15 protein-coding genes and 4 pseudogenes are annotated in these 18,799 nt (G+C 59.8%); 8 read left to right on the plus strand and 11 right to left on the minus strand.

All coding sequences use genetic code 11. The features are described 5' to 3' along the window. Positions 1-236 (minus strand): annotated as a pseudogene (locus tag CV770_RS33590) (IS5/IS1182 family transposase); the annotation flags it as partial. Between the two features lie 167 nt (positions 237-403). Between CV770_RS33590 and CV770_RS44340 the strand changes: the two are divergent. The 3 genes from CV770_RS44340 to CV770_RS33600 all read left to right on the plus strand — a co-directional run bounded on the left by CV770_RS44340 (position 404) and on the right by CV770_RS33600 (position 2,194). Further along, positions 404-505 (plus strand): hypothetical protein, encoded by a 102-nt coding sequence (locus CV770_RS44340; RefSeq protein ID WP_283811426.1) that lies wholly within the window; start codon positions 404-406, stop codon positions 503-505. Continuing rightward, complete coding sequence (locus tag CV770_RS33595) at positions 505-879, plus strand: oleate hydratase (protein WP_283811429.1); 375 nt, start codon at positions 505-507, stop codon at positions 877-879. Before CV770_RS44340 ends, CV770_RS33595 begins: the two co-directional genes overlap by 1 nt. Before the next feature lie 727 nt (positions 880-1,606). Continuing rightward, positions 1,607-2,194, plus strand: coding sequence for a GNAT family N-acetyltransferase (locus CV770_RS33600; protein ID WP_104465420.1), 588 nt, complete (start codon positions 1,607-1,609; stop codon positions 2,192-2,194). 926 nt (positions 2,195-3,120) lie between these two features. Here CV770_RS33600 and CV770_RS33605 read toward each other — a convergent pair. The 6 genes and pseudogenes from CV770_RS33605 to CV770_RS33635 form a co-directional block, all read right to left on the minus strand. Then, positions 3,121-3,701 (minus strand): annotated as a pseudogene (locus CV770_RS33605) (IS66 family transposase); the annotation flags it as partial. A 256-nt stretch (positions 3,702-3,957) separates the two neighbouring features. Next, positions 3,958-4,911 carry a UvrD-helicase domain-containing protein gene (locus tag CV770_RS33610; RefSeq protein WP_104465407.1) on the minus strand — a complete coding sequence of 318 codons (954 nt, stop codon included), beginning with the start codon at positions 4,909-4,911 and terminating at the stop codon, positions 3,958-3,960. Next, entirely contained in the window at positions 4,908-5,069 is a 162-nt protein-coding gene (locus tag CV770_RS42255; RefSeq protein WP_161500055.1) for a hypothetical protein, read from the minus strand. Before CV770_RS42255 ends, CV770_RS33610 begins: the two co-directional genes overlap by 4 nt. Before the next feature lie 57 nt (positions 5,070-5,126). Then, the gene (locus CV770_RS41870) at positions 5,127-5,804 is read right to left on the minus strand and encodes a TOPRIM nucleotidyl transferase/hydrolase domain-containing protein (RefSeq protein WP_146101407.1); all 678 of its coding nucleotides are present in this window, start codon (positions 5,802-5,804) and stop codon (positions 5,127-5,129) included. Beyond that, complete coding sequence (locus tag CV770_RS33615; protein WP_161500056.1) at positions 5,801-6,076, minus strand: AAA family ATPase; 276 nt, start codon at positions 6,074-6,076, stop codon at positions 5,801-5,803. Before CV770_RS33615 ends, CV770_RS41870 begins: the two co-directional genes overlap by 4 nt. Positions 6,077-8,223: 2,147 nt before the next feature. Further along, positions 8,224-8,463: a hypothetical protein gene (locus tag CV770_RS33635; RefSeq protein WP_104465411.1), complete on the minus strand. Its 240-nt coding sequence runs from the start codon at positions 8,461-8,463 to the stop codon at positions 8,224-8,226. Between the two features lie 267 nt (positions 8,464-8,730). On the opposite strand from CV770_RS33635, the gene CV770_RS33640 reads away from it, so the two are divergent. Beyond that, positions 8,731-8,952: a helix-turn-helix domain-containing protein gene (locus tag CV770_RS33640; protein ID WP_245453932.1), complete on the plus strand. Its 222-nt coding sequence runs from the start codon at positions 8,731-8,733 to the stop codon at positions 8,950-8,952. A gap of 235 nt (positions 8,953-9,187) precedes the next feature. Here CV770_RS33640 and CV770_RS33645 read toward each other — a convergent pair whose 3' ends face one another. The 4 genes and pseudogenes from CV770_RS33645 to CV770_RS33660 form a co-directional block, all read right to left on the minus strand. Further along, a complete protein-coding gene (locus CV770_RS33645) occupies positions 9,188-10,300 on the minus strand; it encodes a cache domain-containing protein (RefSeq protein ID WP_146101409.1) in 1,113 nt (370 codons plus the stop codon). 10 nt (positions 10,301-10,310) lie between these two features. Next, on the minus strand, positions 10,311-12,281 hold the full coding sequence (locus CV770_RS33650) for a glycosyltransferase family 2 protein (protein WP_104465414.1): 1,971 nt from the start codon (positions 12,279-12,281) through the stop codon (positions 10,311-10,313). Next, positions 12,281-13,486, minus strand: a complete 1,206-nt coding sequence (locus tag CV770_RS33655; protein WP_104465415.1) for an HlyD family secretion protein — start codon at positions 13,484-13,486, stop codon at positions 12,281-12,283. Before CV770_RS33655 ends, CV770_RS33650 begins: the two co-directional genes overlap by 1 nt. Before the next feature lie 785 nt (positions 13,487-14,271). After that, positions 14,272-15,167 (minus strand): annotated as a pseudogene (locus tag CV770_RS33660) (IS630 family transposase). Positions 15,168-15,301: 134 nt separating this feature from the next. Between CV770_RS33660 and CV770_RS33665 the strand changes: the two are divergent. The 4 genes and pseudogenes from CV770_RS33665 to tnpC all read left to right on the plus strand — a co-directional run bounded on the left by CV770_RS33665 (position 15,302) and on the right by tnpC (position 18,664). Next, positions 15,302-16,158: pseudogene (locus CV770_RS33665) on the plus strand (IS110 family transposase). Positions 16,159-16,249: 91 nt separating this feature from the next. Continuing rightward, on the plus strand, positions 16,250-16,672 hold the full coding sequence (gene tnpA / locus CV770_RS33670) for an IS66-like element accessory protein TnpA (RefSeq protein ID WP_502693632.1): 423 nt from the start codon (positions 16,250-16,252) through the stop codon (positions 16,670-16,672). Beyond that, positions 16,669-17,016 carry an IS66 family insertion sequence element accessory protein TnpB gene (gene tnpB / locus CV770_RS33675; protein ID WP_104465416.1) on the plus strand — a complete coding sequence of 116 codons (348 nt, stop codon included), beginning with the start codon at positions 16,669-16,671 and terminating at the stop codon, positions 17,014-17,016. Before tnpA ends, tnpB begins: the two co-directional genes overlap by 4 nt. A 73-nt stretch (positions 17,017-17,089) precedes the next feature. Next, complete coding sequence (gene tnpC / locus CV770_RS33680; protein WP_104465417.1) at positions 17,090-18,664, plus strand: IS66 family transposase; 1,575 nt, start codon at positions 17,090-17,092, stop codon at positions 18,662-18,664. Positions 18,665-18,799: the final 135 nt, after the last annotated feature.

An 18,799-nucleotide genomic window follows, 5' to 3' on the forward strand; every position in this document is an offset into this window, starting at 1 on the left:
ATTGAACTGTTTGGCATGGGCATAGCGCCCTGCCATCATCGCCGCGGCCTTGGCCACGCGACAATAGGATTGCCGCAGCCTGACGCGTGTCTTCTCGCCAGGCGGTTGAGCCCCTTGATGGCCGCATGCAGCAGCTTGGCATCGGTCGGAAAGGTGATGGCCTTCGGCTGCACCGTGGTGTCGACCGTCACCCGCTTGAGGTCCTGGCTGCGCAACGCGCCGGCCTCGTGCGCCACCGCAGGCAGAATCATGGCCTACCGCAAAAGGGAATCACAAACGAATTTGCAGGGTTTGGCGGCCTCGACCTCCCAAACCCTGCAATCTCAAACCGTCTCAAATCCGAAAAACAGACTCCCGCTCAATCGCTTAGAGCCTTGTTCACGGGCGACCACTGAAGAAACCGATGCAAGATTGTACGGGCGAGGAAATCACGCAAGAATGGCTTTATCGGTGTGCCGGTCGCGAGCATCTCGGAACTCGCCGCGAGGGCCGCCAGTGCCGGTGATGATGCCCTACGTCACTTCCTTGTTCATTCCGCGGCAGGTGGGCGACCGGCCAGATGTTGTGCCTAAAGATGCGGTCAATTTTGCATTCATCGGCCAATTCGCGGAGTCGGGCGAGCGGGATTGTATCTTCACGACGGAATACTTGGTTCGGATGGCGATGGCGCCGTCTATATCCTCCTCAAGATTGAGCGCGGCGTGCTCGAGGTATTCAACTCGACCCTATGATATCCGCAAATTGCTAGCAGCCATGGGTAGACTGCATGACGGCAAGGAAATTGAGATCCCAGGACCGGCGTTACTACCCCAACATATTCTGAAGAAGATTAGCTCAACCGAGCTTGGTGAACTGATCAATAAGTATTACCTGAGTTGAGGTGGGACGCTGTCTGACGCAGCGGACATTGAGCAACGCGCTGTGCCGTGCTTCTCCCGTGCGGTGACATTACCATCGACGTTGATGTCCGGAGAATAGCGCGCGCAAGGTGACCAGATGGGGCTTTCCACTCCTGGCGAACGCAAAATAGAAGCTGCCTAGACAGCCTCGCGGATCGCGACGATCTGCGCGCCAGGCAGGCGAATATCAACGTAGACGCGATTCATCTGCCGGACGATCGGACAAGTGCCGCATCAGTAACTACGCCGCTGGAGTGGCGCCCGTGGCTCGGCAGCCCGGCCATCACCATCCGACGCCTACGCAAGAACCAGCTGGATCGAGCACCAACAATTCTCCTGCGCCCGACGATCCGCAGCGTCTCGTCATGTCAATCGCTGGCGTCGGTCCGCCGAATTTCCGCGGTCACATAGGCGCGGGCTCCGACAGGTCGAGCGCTGCCGCCCTAAAGAAAGGAGACAGCAATTTACATCAAATCACAATTAAAAGGCCGAATGGCATTCAAGCTCCACTTATGTAGAAAACGTCGAGAAGAACATTTAAAGGTTGGCCTGATCGACGATCACAGTTGGCACATGTTTTGAATGAGGCACCTCAACCAGAACAGCCGACGAAATCTCCTTTGGTTCACTCCTTCGCTCGTTCAGAAATACTCCGCGCCTCTAGCTTTCTGGTTCCGGGACGCGAGCAGAGACTTGGAAAAGACATCATGACAGTGGAGACAGGCATAAAAGCTGCGCACGCAGAAATGCGATTGACTACCGTCTGGACGGTTGTGCTCGGCTTTGCCGCGGATCCCGTGGCTCGATGGAGTTGGCCTGACGCAACTCAATATCTGAGGAGCATGCCTCAGTACGTTACGGCCTGTGGCGGGCGAGCATTCGAGCATGGCACGGCATACGTGACGGACGGGATTCGCGCTGCGGCCCTCTGGCTGCCCCCCGGCGTAGAGCAAGATGAGGAGGCGCTCGACGTAATCATGGCTGACTCCCTCCGCCCGGAGATTACCGACGATATGGTGCAGCTACGGCTGCAAATGGCCGCACATCATCCTCCCAAGCCACATTGGTATTTGCCTCTCATTGCCGCCGATCCGAACTGGGTTGGACGGGGACTTGGCAAATTGCTGATGAAACATGCCCTCAAGCGATGTGATTCGGAGGGCGGCGACGCCTATCTCGAAAGCTCAAATCCGCAAAATGTTGCCTTCTACCAGCATCATGGCTTCGAGATCATTGGTGAGATACAGCACGGTGGTTCGCCGCGGCTAACTCCAATGTTGCGGACAGCCCATTGAGGAGTGGAATCCGGCATAGGAAGTTTCGTACCCTCCAGCCCACTTTATCTTGGAGCGGCCGTTTCGACTGGCCGCCGTAATCCGCATGCCGCGAACAGCTGAAAAACGCTGAGACACGAGCAGCGCCAAAATACAAAATACTATGACTAGCTGCTGCAACAACGAAGGCATCTCGGCGTACGAGGAGGCGTGCCTGGGAGACGCCGTGGCTCCGCCTCCACACCGTGTCATGTCCCGTGACGATCGGTAGGCGACCCGCGACGCCGCTGCTTGAGACGTTTTTGGCTCACGGGCGCTTTTTCATGGGTAATCGTCCAGCAGGGGCTCTACCTGCGCGGCGCCTCCTGCTCGACCGCGCAATGGGTTTGTGGAAGATCCCGGCTACCTGCTGACGCTTAACGTCTTTTCGGCACGGAGCGCTCGCGATCTCAATTCCGGTCGACGCGGACGGACTTGGATACTGGGAGCTTGCGAAGTCCGAACCACGGCTGGCTTACGTGACACCGCCGTCAGAGAGTATCATTACGACACCAACCCGGTCCCCCACTGCACGCTCTCGAGGGCTGTGTGCTCCGCCTGGGTAATCTCGCCTCGCGGTCTTCTCCGCTTGTGCTTCTCCCTTTCCGTCGACTGGTTTCCTGCAGTTCCGCGGCAGCGCGAGTATCCGACTCGCGCGCCCTCAGCGCCGGTCGTTGCCCTCCCGGTCATCAGGCTTCCGGCGGATCATCTCAGAGGGACCAACGATTTCTACGTTACGACGGTTCATCGGCGGGTTGATCTTCGTTCGTCTCTCGGACGTCTATCCGTTCTGGTATTTTCGACCGCGTTGGCTTCAACGCTCGGACCTACCCTCATCGCTGCCACAGGTTGTGCCTTAAGATCATCTCGATAATCCTTTTCCTCTGCTTCTGCAGCACACTACAATAGGCATGAAGGCGCTCGGCCGCCATGACATGGGCTTCCATGAGGCGCAGCAAAGGCTGAAGCGCCGTACAGACCGCCCTAACGACATCCGCCATTTTCGACAGCGCGATTGGCACGCCTTCCATGGCATAGCGCTCGGCCTGGCGGTTCAGCGGCTGGTGCTGGCCGAACTTCTCGAACATGATCATGGCCAACAGGTCCATCGTTACCACTCGTTCCCGGGGAACGTCCTCGGGGAAGGTCTGGCGCTCGCCACGCTCGCGGGTACATCCCCGCACCGTCGGCGTCCTGGCCACCGCCCGTTCCGCCGCAAGCTCCTCCTCGGTGGCGTCGGCCTCCAGCTCCTCGAACGTCAGTGCCGACTGCTCGACCAGGCGCGACGAATGCTCGCACCGCTGGCCATGAATCTGATGCTTCAACTTCGCGATCTGCAGCTCCTGCTGGGCAATCAGCGCTTCGTCTTCCGATGCTTTCGCTCGGGCGACCGCGAGCTCGCGATCTCCAACCCCTTCGCGCGCACGGCTGCCAGCGCCCCTTTCAGGGCAGCAATGTCATCTGGAACAGCGTCGCGCTCAGCATCCATGCGACACATTGAATCTCAGATTAGAAGCGTTGGGACTGCCAAAAATATAAAATCTGCGGGATTTTGTGCTCAGCCTGAGCTCTGCGGGCGCCAACTCAGTTGTGGAGTCCGCCAGTTGATCCCCTCCAGATGTAAGCCATCTGCGCCGGAGAGATCAATATTGCGCCATCCGACGCCGAAAGCCAGTGACATGGCCTTTTCTCGCCCGGGGTCGCATCCTGCGCGTTACCGGGGTGGCCCGGCAAGGAAGAAGATGCTATGCAAAGGGTTTGTGCCTTCGTTGGTCTCGGTGCATAAGGAGACAATTTCTGTCGCAATGGCGGACGCTGAACGAGCGGGTGAGGTTCGACACGTCGGCACGATCAAGAACGATCCGACAGCAATCAACAAGCTTGCTCGAAGTTTGACGCGTCGACATGGTGTCGTCGAGTTCGTCTGCGACACTGGATGATGTGGCTACAACGTTCAGCGTCAACTCTCGGCAATGGGGATAATCTGCAGAATGAGCGCCCCCTGGGCTGACGCCACGAAAGCCGGGCGAGCGGATCAAGAATGACCGGCGCGGCGCCAGCGCTTTGGCTCGTCTGCATCGGGCCGGTGAGCTAGCTATGTCTGGGTGCCTGACGCGCTTCATGAAGCGTTGCAGGACCTGGTACGAGCGCGACACGCAGCCGGTCAAGATGTCCGCCGGGACCGCATCCGCATCCAGGCCTTCATGCTCCGTTGCGATCTGCGCTTCGAAGCTAAGGCCTGGAGTCGCCGACACCGGATGTCGCTTTGCAACAGGACGTTCGCCCATCCGGCGGAACAGATTGCGCTCCGGACCTATCTCAACGCGCTCAAACGGCTGTATCGTGCGATCGTCCTTGTCCGGGATAAGTCTCGGTTTAGCAGCGCAGCCATCGACGCCGAACGGCGCGATGAGGAATTGCCAGAGGAAGGCGTCGAATGTCCCGATAAAATGCGGGAACGCCGGGGTCTCGACAAGCCGCTCTCGACGCAACCGATCCTCCAATTCGGAGACGGCGGCGATGGTGAACGATGGAAAGACCATGCCGTGGCCTGTCGGTCCGCCACCAAGACGCTTCCGCGCTCGCTCGACCGTTACGCGCGTCTTCCCCGCGCCCGGGCAGGCAGCGATGAACGTCGAGCCTGCTTGCTCTATCACCCGCCGTTGCTCATCGGTCGGCTCGAACGGTTTGGCGATCATTTAACCAGGGCCTCGATCGCCATCTTCAGATAGCTTGGCACAGTGAATGCTGTGCCGTTGTTGATTTCCTCGGTGACCAGTCGCGCTAAATCGCCCTTGCGCGTCGTCTTGAAAAGTTTCTGGAACGCCACCGCCTGGGCGGCATCGGCCTGACGCACAGCCGAATCCCCCTTATCGCCGGAGCGCGGATGGAGGAGATAGACGTTTTTTGAACGTCAGCGTTGCCCGCGCGCACAAGCTCGGTCTCGAGCCAATAGTCGTTGATAACGACATCGAGGAGATCCGCTGCCTCCAAACCGACGAGAGCCTCGAGATCGCGTTGCGCCCGGCGCCGGTTGTTTCACCTCGCCTTCGGCCACGTCTGCGCCGTGGCCGTCCGTTACCACGACTAGACGATCCGCGATTCGAACCTCGTTGAGTGGCGAAAGTAACAGCTTGGCGTACGGCTGGAAATCTATCCCCTTGATCAGCACGAAGGCTGCCGAACGGAACAGGCGCAGCTTGTCGGCGTCGCCCTTCAGCACGATCTTCTTGGCCATGGCGGGTAGCAGCAGCGCTTCGGCAATACCTTCTACGAGCAGCACGCGGCCGCCAAACAGGAAGGCCGATTTGGTCACGTCCAGATAACGGTCGGCCCTCCGGCGTTCGACCGGATCGAGCGGAAACGCTGCCAGCGGGACGCAGGTGTTACCGGCCTCGGACGGCCGACCGGCATGATCGGATGCGGCTCGATCTCCGGCATCATCTCGGCAGGGACACCAGCGAGCGGCTGCGCCTCCTCTGCTACGGTCCCCGCCGAGCCCACCGGCGCGGGCAGGAACGACCGGAAAAAAGAGGAGCTTCTTGCTCTCAACCCATGCCGACAGGTTTGGCGAATGAGTGGCGACGATCACCTGCAGCTCGCCCGCCGGCCCTTGATGGCCCGCACGCGGTTTGCGCCCTTCACGGCCTGCTCGTCTAAGAAGCTCAATACCGCAGCCTGAAGCTGAGGGTGCAAATGCGCTTCCGGCTCCTCGACGAGGAAAAGCGTTAGATCGGCGTCGTTCACCTTGTCGAGCTCGGCCGCGATGGTCGCCGTGTAGAGTAGGTTGGCGAAGCCATGACCTGAGTATCGAGGATCCTCGGGCTCGATGGCCATGATCGGCAAGGTTGAAGCGTAGCTCACGGGCGATATCGATAAGCTTCTCATCGCTCGCAAAGCCGAGCGACGCGGCTTGCCGACGGACACCTGCGGTCAAGGCGCGAAGACTAATCTCGACCGCTCCTCCGACCTTGCCGAGGATTTCCGCGCCTCGCCCCCCGCCGCAATGCCTTTGCGAGCGCTTCCGGATCACTTCGAGGAAGTGGTTCAGCAGCGCGTAGATTCGGGTCGGATTGCCAAAAGCGAGCGCCCGCTTCGCGTCGCGCAGCCGAGGCAGATAAACGTGGCGAACCATCTCGTGGCAGCCGGGCTCTGGATTACCCTGCTGATGCTCCGCCCATAATTCCGGCCGGATCGGAAAGCGTCCAGTCGTCTCGTCGTATCGGAGTCCGAAGATGCATCCGCTGATGGCTGCGTCGGTTGCGGCCGATATCATCCGGCCTTGCTGTGGGGGACTTAGCTCCGTGAACGTCGGGGGAAGCTCGAACTTCCGCTCCGCGCTTCCGAACCGGATACGGAGCCGTTGTGGTTAACAGTATGTGGCAGGGACAGCGCAATGGCGCCAGGATGGCAGCGCCGAGTCACGTCACCGCTAACCTCAATTGGCAGTGCGGGCGTGGCGGGAACAGCGCCTGACGCGCGCAACCGAACAGCGCCGAGTCGCGGCCACACTGCCTGTGGCCTCAGACTGATTGCCAAGCCACGGGAGGCGGCAACCGGTTCTGGTAGTTGTGCCACGGCTTTTCCTGATGGATGTATCCTACCGTCAGCTTCTTCCGCCGTGGAGGCTGGCAACGTTGAAGTTAGCGGTGCGTGGTAGCGACAGCGCCTTTATTCGCATGGGGCGCCGAGTCACGTTCCCGCTAACTTCGACTGTGGATTATCCAAACAGCCGTAAGTCACCGCACGCGCTGCCACTCGCTACTCTTCTCCGGTATCGCCAGGTTTGATGGGTCTCCGGTCGAAGGCCAAGAGCATGTTCCGTTTGCCAAGTCTTCGGCCGCTGACGCTAGCGAAGCATAATGCCCCAATGTCTCACCGCCAAACGTGACCGCAAAATCCTTCCCAGTCGGAACGATCTGAGCCGCCCCTGCGTGAGTTTTGTAGAACCATTTCACCATCTGCGACACTTCCATGAACGTCTGAATGTAACTCGACAGCGCTGAGTACGCTCACGCTACCTTAATTCTTGTACCCACCAGTTTTCATAGGTGTCCCGCATACTTCTCAGCGATATAGGCCAGTGGCGCCTGGGGAATGTGACCCTCTTCAGGAGCAAAGGCGGCCAGCCCGTTCTTGCAGGGCTCGGACTGGCCGCCATCGCTTGCGAAGCGTACGCTGCAGTAGCTACAGACCAACGGATGCACACATTCGAACGGCACATCACCTCACTGCCGTCGCAAGCGCTTGCGGTGCTCGCGGCCAATAAGGCCCGTGCGGCCGATCAGTCTTTGAGCCTGGCAGATCGCCAAGTCGCGACATCTGATGCCGAGGGGGCCCAGGCGGTGCTAGGCATCTTCGATAGCATGAAGCTCAACCCCGGCCACAGGTTCTAGTCCAAGGCCGCGAAAATAGATTCAGAAGCGAGTGGGTGTATTGTCGTTGTAGAACAGCGCGCCCTTCCCAACTTGCTTGACCAGTGAAGCCTTGGGCGACGAGGTGCTCGTGAATAGGCACCGTGCGCGGCTTTGCTGTCTTGATACTGCCCGCGTCCGGCGTGAGCTTCATTACGAAGAAGCCCCTGCGGTCTTCCACGTCGACGCCCCCAGTTGCGTAATCTCTCCAGGCCGTGCTCCCGATTAGGCACACAGCCATGGCACCCAACGGCGCGTCCGCTCAGTAGGCGTGGCGGCCTTCTGAACAGCTAGGCTTGCCTTAGGATGGTGCTTGCCTCTGCATCGGTGAAGCTGCGGCCCTCCTCACGGGTCTGCACCCTTCGCCGGACATCCACCCGCACTTCCTTGAAAAGGTTCTGCGCAATGCGCTTGTGTTCACGAGCCCAACCAAAGACGCGCCGAGACGAAGATAGCCACACTTCGCGTACAGTGATTGCCCGACGCTCCTCGGTGACCAGGCCGTGTACCCATTTGCGCGCCGCGTCCTCCGTAATCCTATCTGCCCCGACATCGGCAAACTCTCGCTGCATTTCAAGGGATACCGCCCGCCATGGTTCACCGTCTTGGGCGCGGCTTCGTTGCGAGCACAAAGGCCTCGAAAAGCTCCCAGCAACTCACCCCTGACGAGCCAAGCGCGGGTCCATCGGTGCCCGCTGCATGCTTGCCCATGCCGTCGCTACCGAATGCCTCTTTGGCGACGCGCTCGGCTTGCTTCAATGTGGCGATCAGCTCGCGCAGCTTGGGCGGCGCGAGGTCGTATGCACTGATCGTTGCGGTAACTGAAGGCTTGGACATTGCGTCCTTTACCTCTTTTCTGTGCGCGGTACGCGTCAAGGTCCGCGAACATGTCCGCGTATTTTATGACTTTTGAGAGCGGCATAGACTCAGCGTCGCTGACGCTGAGTCCCCGGTCGCTAATCAACGCTGCGATTAGACGGCGGGCGGCGCGGAAGGGTTACCTCGCCCGATGATCCGCACGATGGTGCCCTGATCACGCCGAAGCAGTCTGAAATTAAAAAGCCCGAAGCAAAAGAGTAATGGGCCATGTCCACGGTAGGAGACATGCTGCGCCTTGCGCGGCAGCGATTAGGATTCACACAGAAGGCCGCTGGAGAACGCCTAACTGTTCCACAGCCGGTTCTGTCTCGCATTGAAAACGGCATTGCCGTACCGGATCACCCTGCCAAGCGCATCAACGAACTGCTTCCTTGGAATTGGCACAGCCTCAAAGCGTCGCCCACGCCGCTTAAGCACGATCAGCCTTCCGCCCACGACCGGCCCTAGCCGGGGGGCCTTCGCCGGAGGCGCACGACAAGAGTCAACAGGCCGCCAAAGAGACCTGCCCCTTACAACATCGAATGCCGCGACGAGAACCGCCCCGAGACCTCGGATGTGATCGCCTGCTTTACTCCCGGCGGTTTTCATTCGCCTCCAAGCAGAACGTCGTGAGGCAGCAACAGAGGAGAAAAGTGACGCCTCCTCGACGGGCGCTCCGAAGACCATGCTGATCGTCGACTAGCTAGTTGTCCCCACCCGGTCCTTGGATCGAATTGCGAACAGAGTGCCCCATCAGCTTCGACTGGATGCGAGCTAGCGCGTCACTGAGCCTCGCCGCTTCATTGAAGCGTGTCTCCGAATATGGCGGGCGCGCGGACGGATCGTGCAAGAGGGCCTCCGCTGTATTCGAGAGCCGGCGAAGGGGCGTCCTCAGCCACTGCGCCGCACAAAAGAGCAGTGCTAGTGTTGCAATGGCACAAGCACCGAAACTACTCCAGAATGATCGAATTAGATTACGGGTGGACGCAAGCGCCTCGTCGGCACTCTGCCGAACCAGAAGAGACCAACCGAAGCTTGGAAGGTTCGCGAATCCGACCGTCGGAACGATCACTGTGAAGTAGTCCCTGCCGTCAGGCCAACGTTCGCGCAGAGACGCAGTCGTGACGCGACTAGCCGCAAACGCCGAGCCGATATTGAGCGGCTGGTTGATAAGATCCGGCGGACCAAACAGGACGGTTCGGTCCCCCGAAAGCAACAGCACGTCAACGCCAGGTACTTGTAACGAGTCCATGCCTTCTGCGACCCATTTCCAGTCAAGGTGAGCGCCGATGACCCCGGCAACGGAGCCGGCGTGGCGCAACGGCGCTGCCAGGTCGATAAACCGATAGGGCTCACGAGATGCAGGCAACTGGGTGGCCAGTAGTTGAGCGGCATGCACATCGATAGCCGCCGGCGACACAAGGCCCCGTCTAAACCAAGGTCGCTGTGCAACGCTTACTCCTTCGAGCATGCCGTCTTTAGCCGCGAGAATGGTCCCTTCGAGATCCGCCACGCCGAGCCAAGTGTAGCGTCGATCAAGGCGACTCAAGAAGTCGATGTGTACTCGCGCATTCTTAAGATCTGTTAGGTCAATGAGCTCAGCGGACCGCGCTACATCCATCCAGACTCCATAGAGCCGGCGGGCCAACAGCGCGGAACTCAATTCGCCGCGAATTCTTAACGCGTCGAACTGCAGCTTTTCTCCCCCTTGCTGTAGCAAGGCCGTGTAGATCGTCGCGGTCACCACGGCCGGCACCAATATGAGCAAGGCGCCTCCACAAAACACCAAGGAGAGTAGGCTCGGTCTTTTCGGCATCTCGCACTCCTCAACTCGTTAGAGCTCGCGCCAACTCGCGGATCATTTGCACGATGTTCCCTCGATCGGCCCCTGGCATGGCGGATTCAGTGTGAAGCTTCTTGATAATTTTCGCCCTTTGCTCGGGAGTTGGAGAGAACTTGATTCGATAGCCATCACGAGTAGTCGCAGCAACATGCGCATCTACTCCGCTAATCCCGGGCAGGTCGAGCTTCCCTGCTGCTCCTGCGGAAAGTCCGGATGGACCGCTGATTCGAGCGCCCCCTCGGCCCAGATTGAGAAGCCATCCGCGATGCTTCTCACCTTGGATCACCAGCGTGATGGGTTCTGGAATCTGGCGCTGAGGTCGATCGTATCGCGGTCGTTCAATGCACACCACGACTGCCACGAACAGCGCCAGAATGTTGTAAACTGTCCAGAACATCACGATAGCCGTGCCGTCGCCCGCTGTTGCGGACGTATCGAAGACAAAATCGGAGTTCAACGGCACGATCAGGCCGCCGATCGTCAGAGCGAGCAGGAGTACAAACGGTCGCATCAACGCCCATTGAACAACGACCTTGGTGCGGTCACCGCCTTTGGCCGTCACCGAGAATTTATGCGATCTGCTGGTGAGAAGCCCGAGAGCAGCTGCCTGGCTGATGGGCCAGGCCGCGATCAGTTGAGCTGTATCGTTGAGAAGCGGGACAAACAACCCTTTTGAAAGCCAGTTCAGGGACACCAGAACCATTAGGTAATAAGGTACATAATAACTGATAATTTCCACCAGAGACGCGTTCACGATGGTGATGCCCAACCACCAGTACAACAGTGGGCAAATCAGGCTGGCAAGCCTGAAGGGGAAGGTGCTGACCCAGTAGAGCAATGAATCCAGGATCCCGATTCGATGCATCAGACCAAGGCTGCGCATGCTAAAGGGGTTGTATGAGTTGCGGACAATTTGCATCAAGCCGAGGCACCACCGTCCACGCTGAGTAATATATTCTTTCAGTCCTTCGGGAGCCAAACCTTCAGTCAACGGCTCGTTAAGGTACACAGTTTGCCAGCCGTATTCCGCAAGCTTGAGGGTGAGCAGAAAGTCTTCGGTTACGCTTTGCGTTGGAATCCAGCCAATCTGCTCGGCGGCCTGGACCCGCATTACGGATGATGTCCCACAGCAGATGGCAATCCCCCAAGCGTCCCGCGCTGGCTCGACGTTGTCAAAGAAATGACGCTGTTCATCCGGATATGCGGTGCTTATTCCAAGGTTATGTTGGATCGGATCAGGATTGAAGAAGTGCTGCGGGGTTTGCACGAGCGCGACGCTTGGCTCGTGAAACAACGCTAGCGTCCGCTCGATGAAGTCCGCATGGGGAACGAAATCTGCGTCAAGTACAGCGACAAAGACCGGGGGGGCTGGATCGCGGGCCCGCACGCGAAGTGCATGGTTAATGTTCCCCGCTTTAGCATGCTTCTTATCCGAGCGCGCGAGATATCCGATTTCGTGCAGCTCGCAAAGTTGCCGCACCCAATTCCTGGCGCCATCGTCGAGGATAAAAATCCGAAGCCGTGGATAGCGGATTTGTGTCGCGCCAATGATGGTGCGCTCGAGCACTTCCGACGGCTCGTTGTAAGTCGTGATAAGAACGTCCACACGCGGCGCCTCGCCAGGCAGCCACCATTCGGAGTACTGGTCTGCTTCTGCCGACCGCTCTTTCACCCGCGACAGTATGAAAAACGCGATGGTAGAGGAAAGCATCGTCAGAGCTTCGAGGATGGCGAATCCCCAACTGAACAGCGCGTCCGCAGTCCAGTCGAGCGGTGCCAGCGTTTCGGTGAAGCGCCAAACCATATAACGCCAAGACAGTACGGCAGCCGCCCCCAGGAGAAGAGCGCGCCAATACCACTTCATCGGATTGAGAAACGGAAAGACGGTAAGGCGAAGCCCAATTATGAAGGCGGCGCCTGCGAAGGCAGCAACGAGTGGGGACAGCAGAAGCATCAGAGTCCGTACCGCGTTATAAAGCGACGGAGTTGTGCGATTGGGCCAGCTGTGAAGATGACGCGTCCAGTGCGTCCAATCGCGCAGCCGAGATCTGCCTCTCCTGCAAGATCTGGAACTGTCACTGTGACATCAAAGCGCTGGAGATGTTGCGCACTTGGACCCACAGCAAGATTGGTGTAGAGCGAGCTTGCACCGGATCCGCCAAGGCGGGTTATGGTTCCATTGAAAATACGATCATCTCGAAACAACCGAAATTGCACGGCCGTTCCCACCGAGAGACCGTCGTAGAGAGATTCGCTGACGCCCGCGGTGATGATTAGTGTACTGCAGTCTACGATCTTGACGAGATCCTGACCGCGCCGCGCGTATTGGCCATCGTCTATTAGTATGTCCCAGACTAGACCAACGACGCTGGCGTTAAGGGTAGCGAAGCTCAAATTGTTTACACGAAGACGCTCGGCATTGGTTTGCCGGTCGATCTGTACAATACGTGCTTTCACCTGCTCCTTGTCGACATTCAGCTCGGCCAAACGCTGCTCGAGCTCTCGGATACGTTGGGCCGACGAGGGAGCGTCGTTATAGGACTCCCCGATGAAGATGCCGTCGCGAGCGGACGTAAGCTCCGTCTCTAAATATTTCACTCGCTGCTGCGCACTCTCCAGTTCTTGCTGCGCCACGTCGTAAGTTGCGCGAGCGCGATCCAAGTTCGCCGCCGTCTGTACACCACGCGCGCTTAGTTCGTTTGCTCGCTTGAATTCTGCGTCCGCTTGACGAAGGCGTGTGGCCGCAGCGTCTTGAGCTGCTTTCGTTTCGGCAATGCGAGCCTCAATCTGTCGAACCCTTCCGCGCTGGTAATCAGTTGATTGAACATCGAACCGGGACCTGGATGCGGACAAAGCCTCTCGCTGGCCAGCGAGACGGTTGAGCTCGATCTGCTGGTTCATGCGATCGCGATCGAGCTCAAGAAGCCTCGCGGTATCGAAGCGTTGGTCGTTGATTTCTGCTATGAGCTCGCCGGGACTAATGCGCGCGCCGATGCTCTTTAAGGCAAGCGTTACCTTTCCTTCGATCGGGGCGCGAACGATGTAGAGCCGAGCATTGAGTGTAGCATCCGCCGATGTTCCGGCGAAGTGCTCACCGATAATAACGTATAACCCCACTGCCAACAGGGCCAGGCCGACGATTGCGCGTACGAGCCTCATAAGGACATTCCAATTGCATTTATGACGGGAAGGTCGCGCAGCGCATTACGTCCAATCGTTCTCAACTAGCGACCCTCCGCGGTGTTGGATTGTCAAGTCCGGTGCGGCTCGGATGCGAGTGTTAGCGGCTCAAGCGTCATGATCAGACCAACAGGCTGGTAAAGAATAGCTTCGTGATCTCAGCGGCAGGAGGGTCCGCATCGTCAGAAGTGAAAATGGTCATGAATTCATTCCTGCAGTTCCAGCAGCGCCAGAGATCTTGGACCTCCCGCGCACGGATGCGTTCATGCCACTCGAGGTGGACCAATGCAGAGCCACATTGAGGGCAGTTCGTGTGACGTGTCATTTGAGACCGACTCCATGTGGCAGCTCGTGTCATTGCGCCAAAAGGCCACAGCCCAAGAAGCCTAGTGTAGCCACCGCTTCGTGGGCGGCTGCGGTGGATGCACCTCTCTGTTCAAACCCTGTGCCAACTGCGACAGCTTGAATAGTAAGAAGTATGTTTTCAAGAAAGCGTACCGGACCGACTGCATGTCAGAAATCGGACAGTCTTGGTCATGTTCCAACGTAAGGTCGCAGATCGGATTAAGTCTCGTTATGGAAGCCTTGGGCAGGATCGTTTGGTGCTGAGTAATGCGGCCTGGGAGATTTGGCTGAACATAAACGGCCTGATCAGGAAGGCTCCCGCCTGAAGGGGGACCAGCGGATGCCCGTGGAAGTGTGAGTTGGATCGTGTGCGTCTGGCGCTCCCTGGAGCAATCAGGAGCCGTTAGAGCGGTTCTCCATCAAGGCTTGTATCCGGCGGCTCCGAAGTAGTTGGCGCATTCGCGCGGCGTAGAGCGGTCGAGGCAACGTCCGATGGTAGCCCACAGGCCTTCGACGGTACGCTCGGCGGCCGTGCGGAGCAGCGCTTTCAGCTTTGAGAAGGCGTTCTCGATCCGGATTGAAGTCGGGACGGTAGGGCGGAAGATAGAGGAGCTTCGCACCGGCAGCCTCGATCGCCGCGCGGACGCTGGCGCCTTTGTGGCTGCTCAGATTGTCCATAACGGCAATATCGGCCTGCGCAATTCCGGAACGAGAACGTGATCAGCATAGGCCTGGAACGCAGCTCCGTTGATCGGCCCATCGAGAACCATCGGCACGACCATTCCCGACAGGCGCAGCCCGGCGACAAAGGTCGTCGTCTTCCAATGGCTGTGCGGGATGGAAGCGCGTAGCCGCTCGCCACGAGGCGTGCGCCCGCGGGTACGCGCCATATTGGTCGACGCCGATGTCTTGTCGATGAAGATGAGCCTGTCGGGGTCGAAGGCGAACTGGCCGCCGGCCCAATCCTCCCCGCTTCTTCACGACGTCCGGCCGTTCCCGCTCGGCAGCGTGCGCGATCTTTTTTTGGAGCGTGATCTTCCGGCGCTGGAAGAAGCGCGACAAGGCGGAGACGCTGAAGACATGTCCATCGGCGGCGAGCACCGCCTTCAGTTCCTCCAGTGTGCTACTTGGCCGCAGTCAACGCGAGGATACGTTGGCCTGAGCTTCAATCGCCCGCGAACGCCGATCCCCGCCCCGCGGCTTCGCCGTTACCTTGCCCGTCCTTCGCCTGCGCCACCCAGCGGATCGCGCTCGACGCGCCCACTCGAACGTGGGCCGCAGCCGCTCGACGGCATCCGTCCGATGAAGCTTTCAATTACATAGGGTAATCGCGGGGTTGGGAACGCCGACGCGGTTGTAATGCCGTTGGATTAAGGTGGTTGCCCCCCCGATAAGACGAAGTGCTGGCTCTCGACTCGACGCCGGGCCCAGCATCAAACGGGAGACAACATGAAGCAGTTTATCGGCCTCGACGTGTCATTGAAAGATACATTCGTCTCGGTGCGCAAAGGAGGCAGGCGGAGCTGGCGCGGAAAATGCCCATCCGATCCCAGGCTGATAGCCGAGGTCATCCGCAAGCGTGCACCGAACGCGGAACGCGTCGTGTTCGAGACAGGGCCCTTGTCAGTCTGGTTTTACCACGCGCTGACACAGGAAGGATTGCCAGCGATTTGCATAGATGCCCCGGCACGCCAAGGCGGCGCTAGATATGGCGCCGAATAAGACCGACGCAAATGACGCGGATGGGCTCTCGCATCTGATGAAGACATTTGGCCTAGTCGTTCCCAAGGGGCCGGACGTGTGTTTGAGGGCCATGTGTGCATGCCTGCTGGCGAACAATGCCGGGCTCAAGCAGATTATCAAGCCGTTGCTCGATGCCTGGAGGGGGATGCGCGCCGCGCCGCCAGTTGCTTGCGTCGATCCCAGGTGTCGGCGCGGTAACGGCCTCCTCCTTCGTTGCGGCGATCGAAGATCCGGGAAACTTTAGAAAGTCGCGCTCGGTGGGCGCCTGGATCGGTCTGACCACCAGACGCTACCAGTCGGGCGAAGTCGATTATGACGGTCATACATCCCGGCGCGGCGACAATCATCTGCGCGGATTGTTGTATGAAGCAGCGACCGTGATCCTCACTCGGACCAGGGCCGACAGCGCGCTACGTATTTGGGGCCTGAAGCTCAAGGAGAGGATAGGGTTCAAGCGAGCCGCCGTTGCGGTCGCGCGCAAGCTTGCCGTGATCATGCATGCCATGCGCCGGACGGGCGAACTCTTCGAGCGCTCCATCGCTGCTGAAATCTCACATGTGTAGCAAGCCGAGGGCAACGCTCTTCTGAACTGACTTTTTATCGTTTGCGTCGTATCCGTCCGGTGAAGGCCGCCTTGCCGAATGAGGCGTGTTGTTGAGTACTGTCCTTATAGACAGTGATAGGCGCAGTGCCCAAGTCGAACGGCTTGAGGTGGTGGACACGGGCCGGCGGCGGCGCTGGTCCGAGGACGAGAAGCTCAAGATCGTCCTGGAGAGCTTACAGGCGCCGCGCCAAGTCGCGGCAACAGCTCGGCGGTATGGCGTTTCGCGCTCATTGCTGCTGCGATGGCGACGCTCGTTTCGGCCTGAGCCGAAGGCTGCCGCCCAACCTGGCTTCGTACCGGCGATGGTGGTCGCGGAATCAGGGCCGACGCCTTGTCCAGTCGCGGTGGCCAGCAGCGGCGAGTCGATCGAGATCGAGTTTGCTGCCGGGGCTCGGATGCGGATCACGGGTACGGTCGACGCGGCGACGCTGAAGGCCGCCGTGGCGGCGCTGGCAGATGGACGCCTACGGTGATCCCGATTGCGTCGGGCGTACGGGTGTGGATTGCGACCGGCCATACCGATATGCGTCGCGGCATGAACTCGCTGGCTTTGCTGGTGCAGGAAGCGTTCACGCGAGACCCGCACGGCGGCGACCTCTATGTGTTCCGTGGCAAAAGCGGCAAGCTGATCAAGATCCTTTGGCACGATGGACTGGGCATGTCGCTTTATGCCAAGCGGCTGGAGCGCGGCCGCTTCCTGTGGCCGTCGTCGGCTGATGGCGTGGTGACAATCACCCCAGCCCAGCTTGGCTACCTACTGGAGGGCATCGACTGGCGGATGCCGCAACATACCTGGCGACCGCAGGCGGCTGGCTGATCGCTGGGATTTGAATCGGTGGCAGGATCAGCGGTTCGGACAGAGATCGCGTCTTGTGATTCTCTGATCGGCGATGGGCGCCGATGATTCTCTTCCCGACGATGTGACTACGCTGCAGGCGATGCTGCGCGCCGAGCGCGCGGCCCGCTTGGCCGCAGAAGCCGAGGCCCAGGCGGGGACCTTGCTGATCGAGAAGCTCAAACTCACGATCAAGAAGCTCCGGCACGAGCAGTTCGGACAGTCCTCCGAGCGAGGCGCATTGCTGGACCAGCTCGAGCTACAGCTCGCCGATCTGGAGGAGAACGCGGCGCAAGCTGAGACTGCGGCGCAGATGGCAGCCGAGAAGATTGCAGTGCCATCGTTCGAGCGCCGCAAGCCAGCCCGCCGGCCGCTGCCGGAGCATTTGCCGCGGGAGCGCATTGTCTATCCAGTGCCTGCCACCTGCCCATGCTGCGGCGACAGCCGATTGCGCAAGATTGGCGAGGACGTGACCGAGACGCTGGAGCTCTTTCCGCGCCAGTGGAAGGTGATCCAGCACGTGCGCGAGAAGCTCGTCTGCCGGGCCTGCGAAGCGATCACCCAGCCGCCGGCGCCCTCGCATCCAATCGCGCGCGGGCGTGCAGGGCCCAAGCTACTGGCCCATGTTTTGTTTGCCAAGTACGGCCTGCACCTGCCGCTCAATCGTCAGAGCGACGTCTACCAGCGTGAAGGCATCGACCTCGATGTCTCGACGCTCGCGGACTGGGTAGGTGCCTCCGCGGCAACCCTGATGCCTCTGGTCGATGCGATCCGGAGCCACGTCTTCGCAGCCGAGCGCATCCATGCGGATGACACCACGGTGCCGGTCCTGGCCAAGGGCAAGACCCGGACCGGCCGGCTCTGGACCTACGTGCGCGACGACCGCCCGTTTGCCGGGCCAGATCCGCCGGCGGCCGTATTCTTCTACTCGCCCGATCGTGGCGGTGCGCATCCGGAGCAGCATCTGGCGGGCTATGCCGGACTGATGCAGGCCGACGCCTACGCCGGCTTTGGCAGGCTCTACGAGGCCAATCGCAAGGGCGGCCCGATCATCGAGGCCGCGTGCTGGGCGCACGGCAGGCGCAAGTTCTTTGATCTCGCGCGGCTCAGCAAGGCGCCGATCGCGGCCGAGGCGGTCAAGCGCATCGATGTTCTGTTTGCCATCGAGCGCGAGATCAACGGTTTTACTGCGCAGGAGCGCTTGCGGGTGCGCCAGGAGCGTAGCCGCCCCCTGATCGTCGAGCTGAAGGAGTGGTTGCGCGGGCAGCGCGCCAAGCTGTCCAGGAACAACGACACGACCAAAGCGATCAATTACTGCCTCAGCCCCTGGGATGCATTTAGCCGCTTCCTTGATGACGGACGGCTTTGCATGTCGAACAATGCTGCTGAGCGTGAGCTACGGCCGGTCGCCGTAGGGCGAAAAAATTGGACCTTCGCCGGGTCCGATGAGGGCGGCCGGCGTGCGGCTGCCATCTACAGCCTCATCGCCACCGCCAAGCTCAATAACATCGACCCACAGGCTTGGCTTGCCGACGTGCTGGCGTGCCTACCGGATCACCCTGCCAAGCGCATCGACGAACTCATGCCCTGGAATTGGCGACCTCAGAACGTCGTCGCTCACGCCGCATAAGCCCGGTCAGCCATCCGCTCAAGATGGCCTAACCAGGGGCCGTCACCGGATGCGTACTTTGCGTCCACGCTATGGATGCGCCGATCCGTCCCCGTCGGGACGTGGACGGGATCATTCCGCTATGGGACTTGCCAC

Origin of the sequence: Bradyrhizobium sp. AC87j1, assembly GCF_002936975.1 — a bacterium.
Classification (GTDB): Bacteria; Pseudomonadota; Alphaproteobacteria; order Rhizobiales; family Xanthobacteraceae; genus Bradyrhizobium; species Bradyrhizobium shewense.

Bases quoted from the DNA above. Each gene is read 5' to 3' on its own strand.
- CV770_RS44340 (WP_283811426.1), top strand. From the start codon at position 404: ATGCAAGATTGTACGGGCGAGGAAATCACGCAAGAATGGCTTTATCGG.
- CV770_RS33595 (WP_283811429.1), top strand. From the start codon at position 505: ATGATGCCCTACGTCACTTCCTTGTTCATTCCGCGGCAGGTGGGCGAC.
- CV770_RS33600 (WP_104465420.1), top strand. From the start codon at position 1,607: ATGACAGTGGAGACAGGCATAAAAGCTGCGCACGCAGAAATGCGATTG.
- CV770_RS33610 (WP_104465407.1), bottom strand. From the start codon at position 4,911: ATGATCGCCAAACCGTTCGAGCCGACCGATGAGCAACGGCGGGTGATA.
- CV770_RS33635 (WP_104465411.1), bottom strand. From the start codon at position 8,463: ATGTCCAAGCCTTCAGTTACCGCAACGATCAGTGCATACGACCTCGCG.
- CV770_RS33640 (WP_245453932.1), top strand. From the start codon at position 8,731: ATGCTGCGCCTTGCGCGGCAGCGATTAGGATTCACACAGAAGGCCGCT.
- CV770_RS33645 (WP_146101409.1), bottom strand. From the start codon at position 10,300: ATGCCGAAAAGACCGAGCCTACTCTCCTTGGTGTTTTGTGGAGGCGCC.
- CV770_RS33650 (WP_104465414.1), bottom strand. From the start codon at position 12,281: ATGCTTCTGCTGTCCCCACTCGTTGCTGCCTTCGCAGGCGCCGCCTTC.
- CV770_RS33655 (WP_104465415.1), bottom strand. From the start codon at position 13,486: ATGAGGCTCGTACGCGCAATCGTCGGCCTGGCCCTGTTGGCAGTGGGG.
- tnpC (WP_104465417.1), top strand. From the start codon at position 17,090: ATGGGCGCCGATGATTCTCTTCCCGACGATGTGACTACGCTGCAGGCG.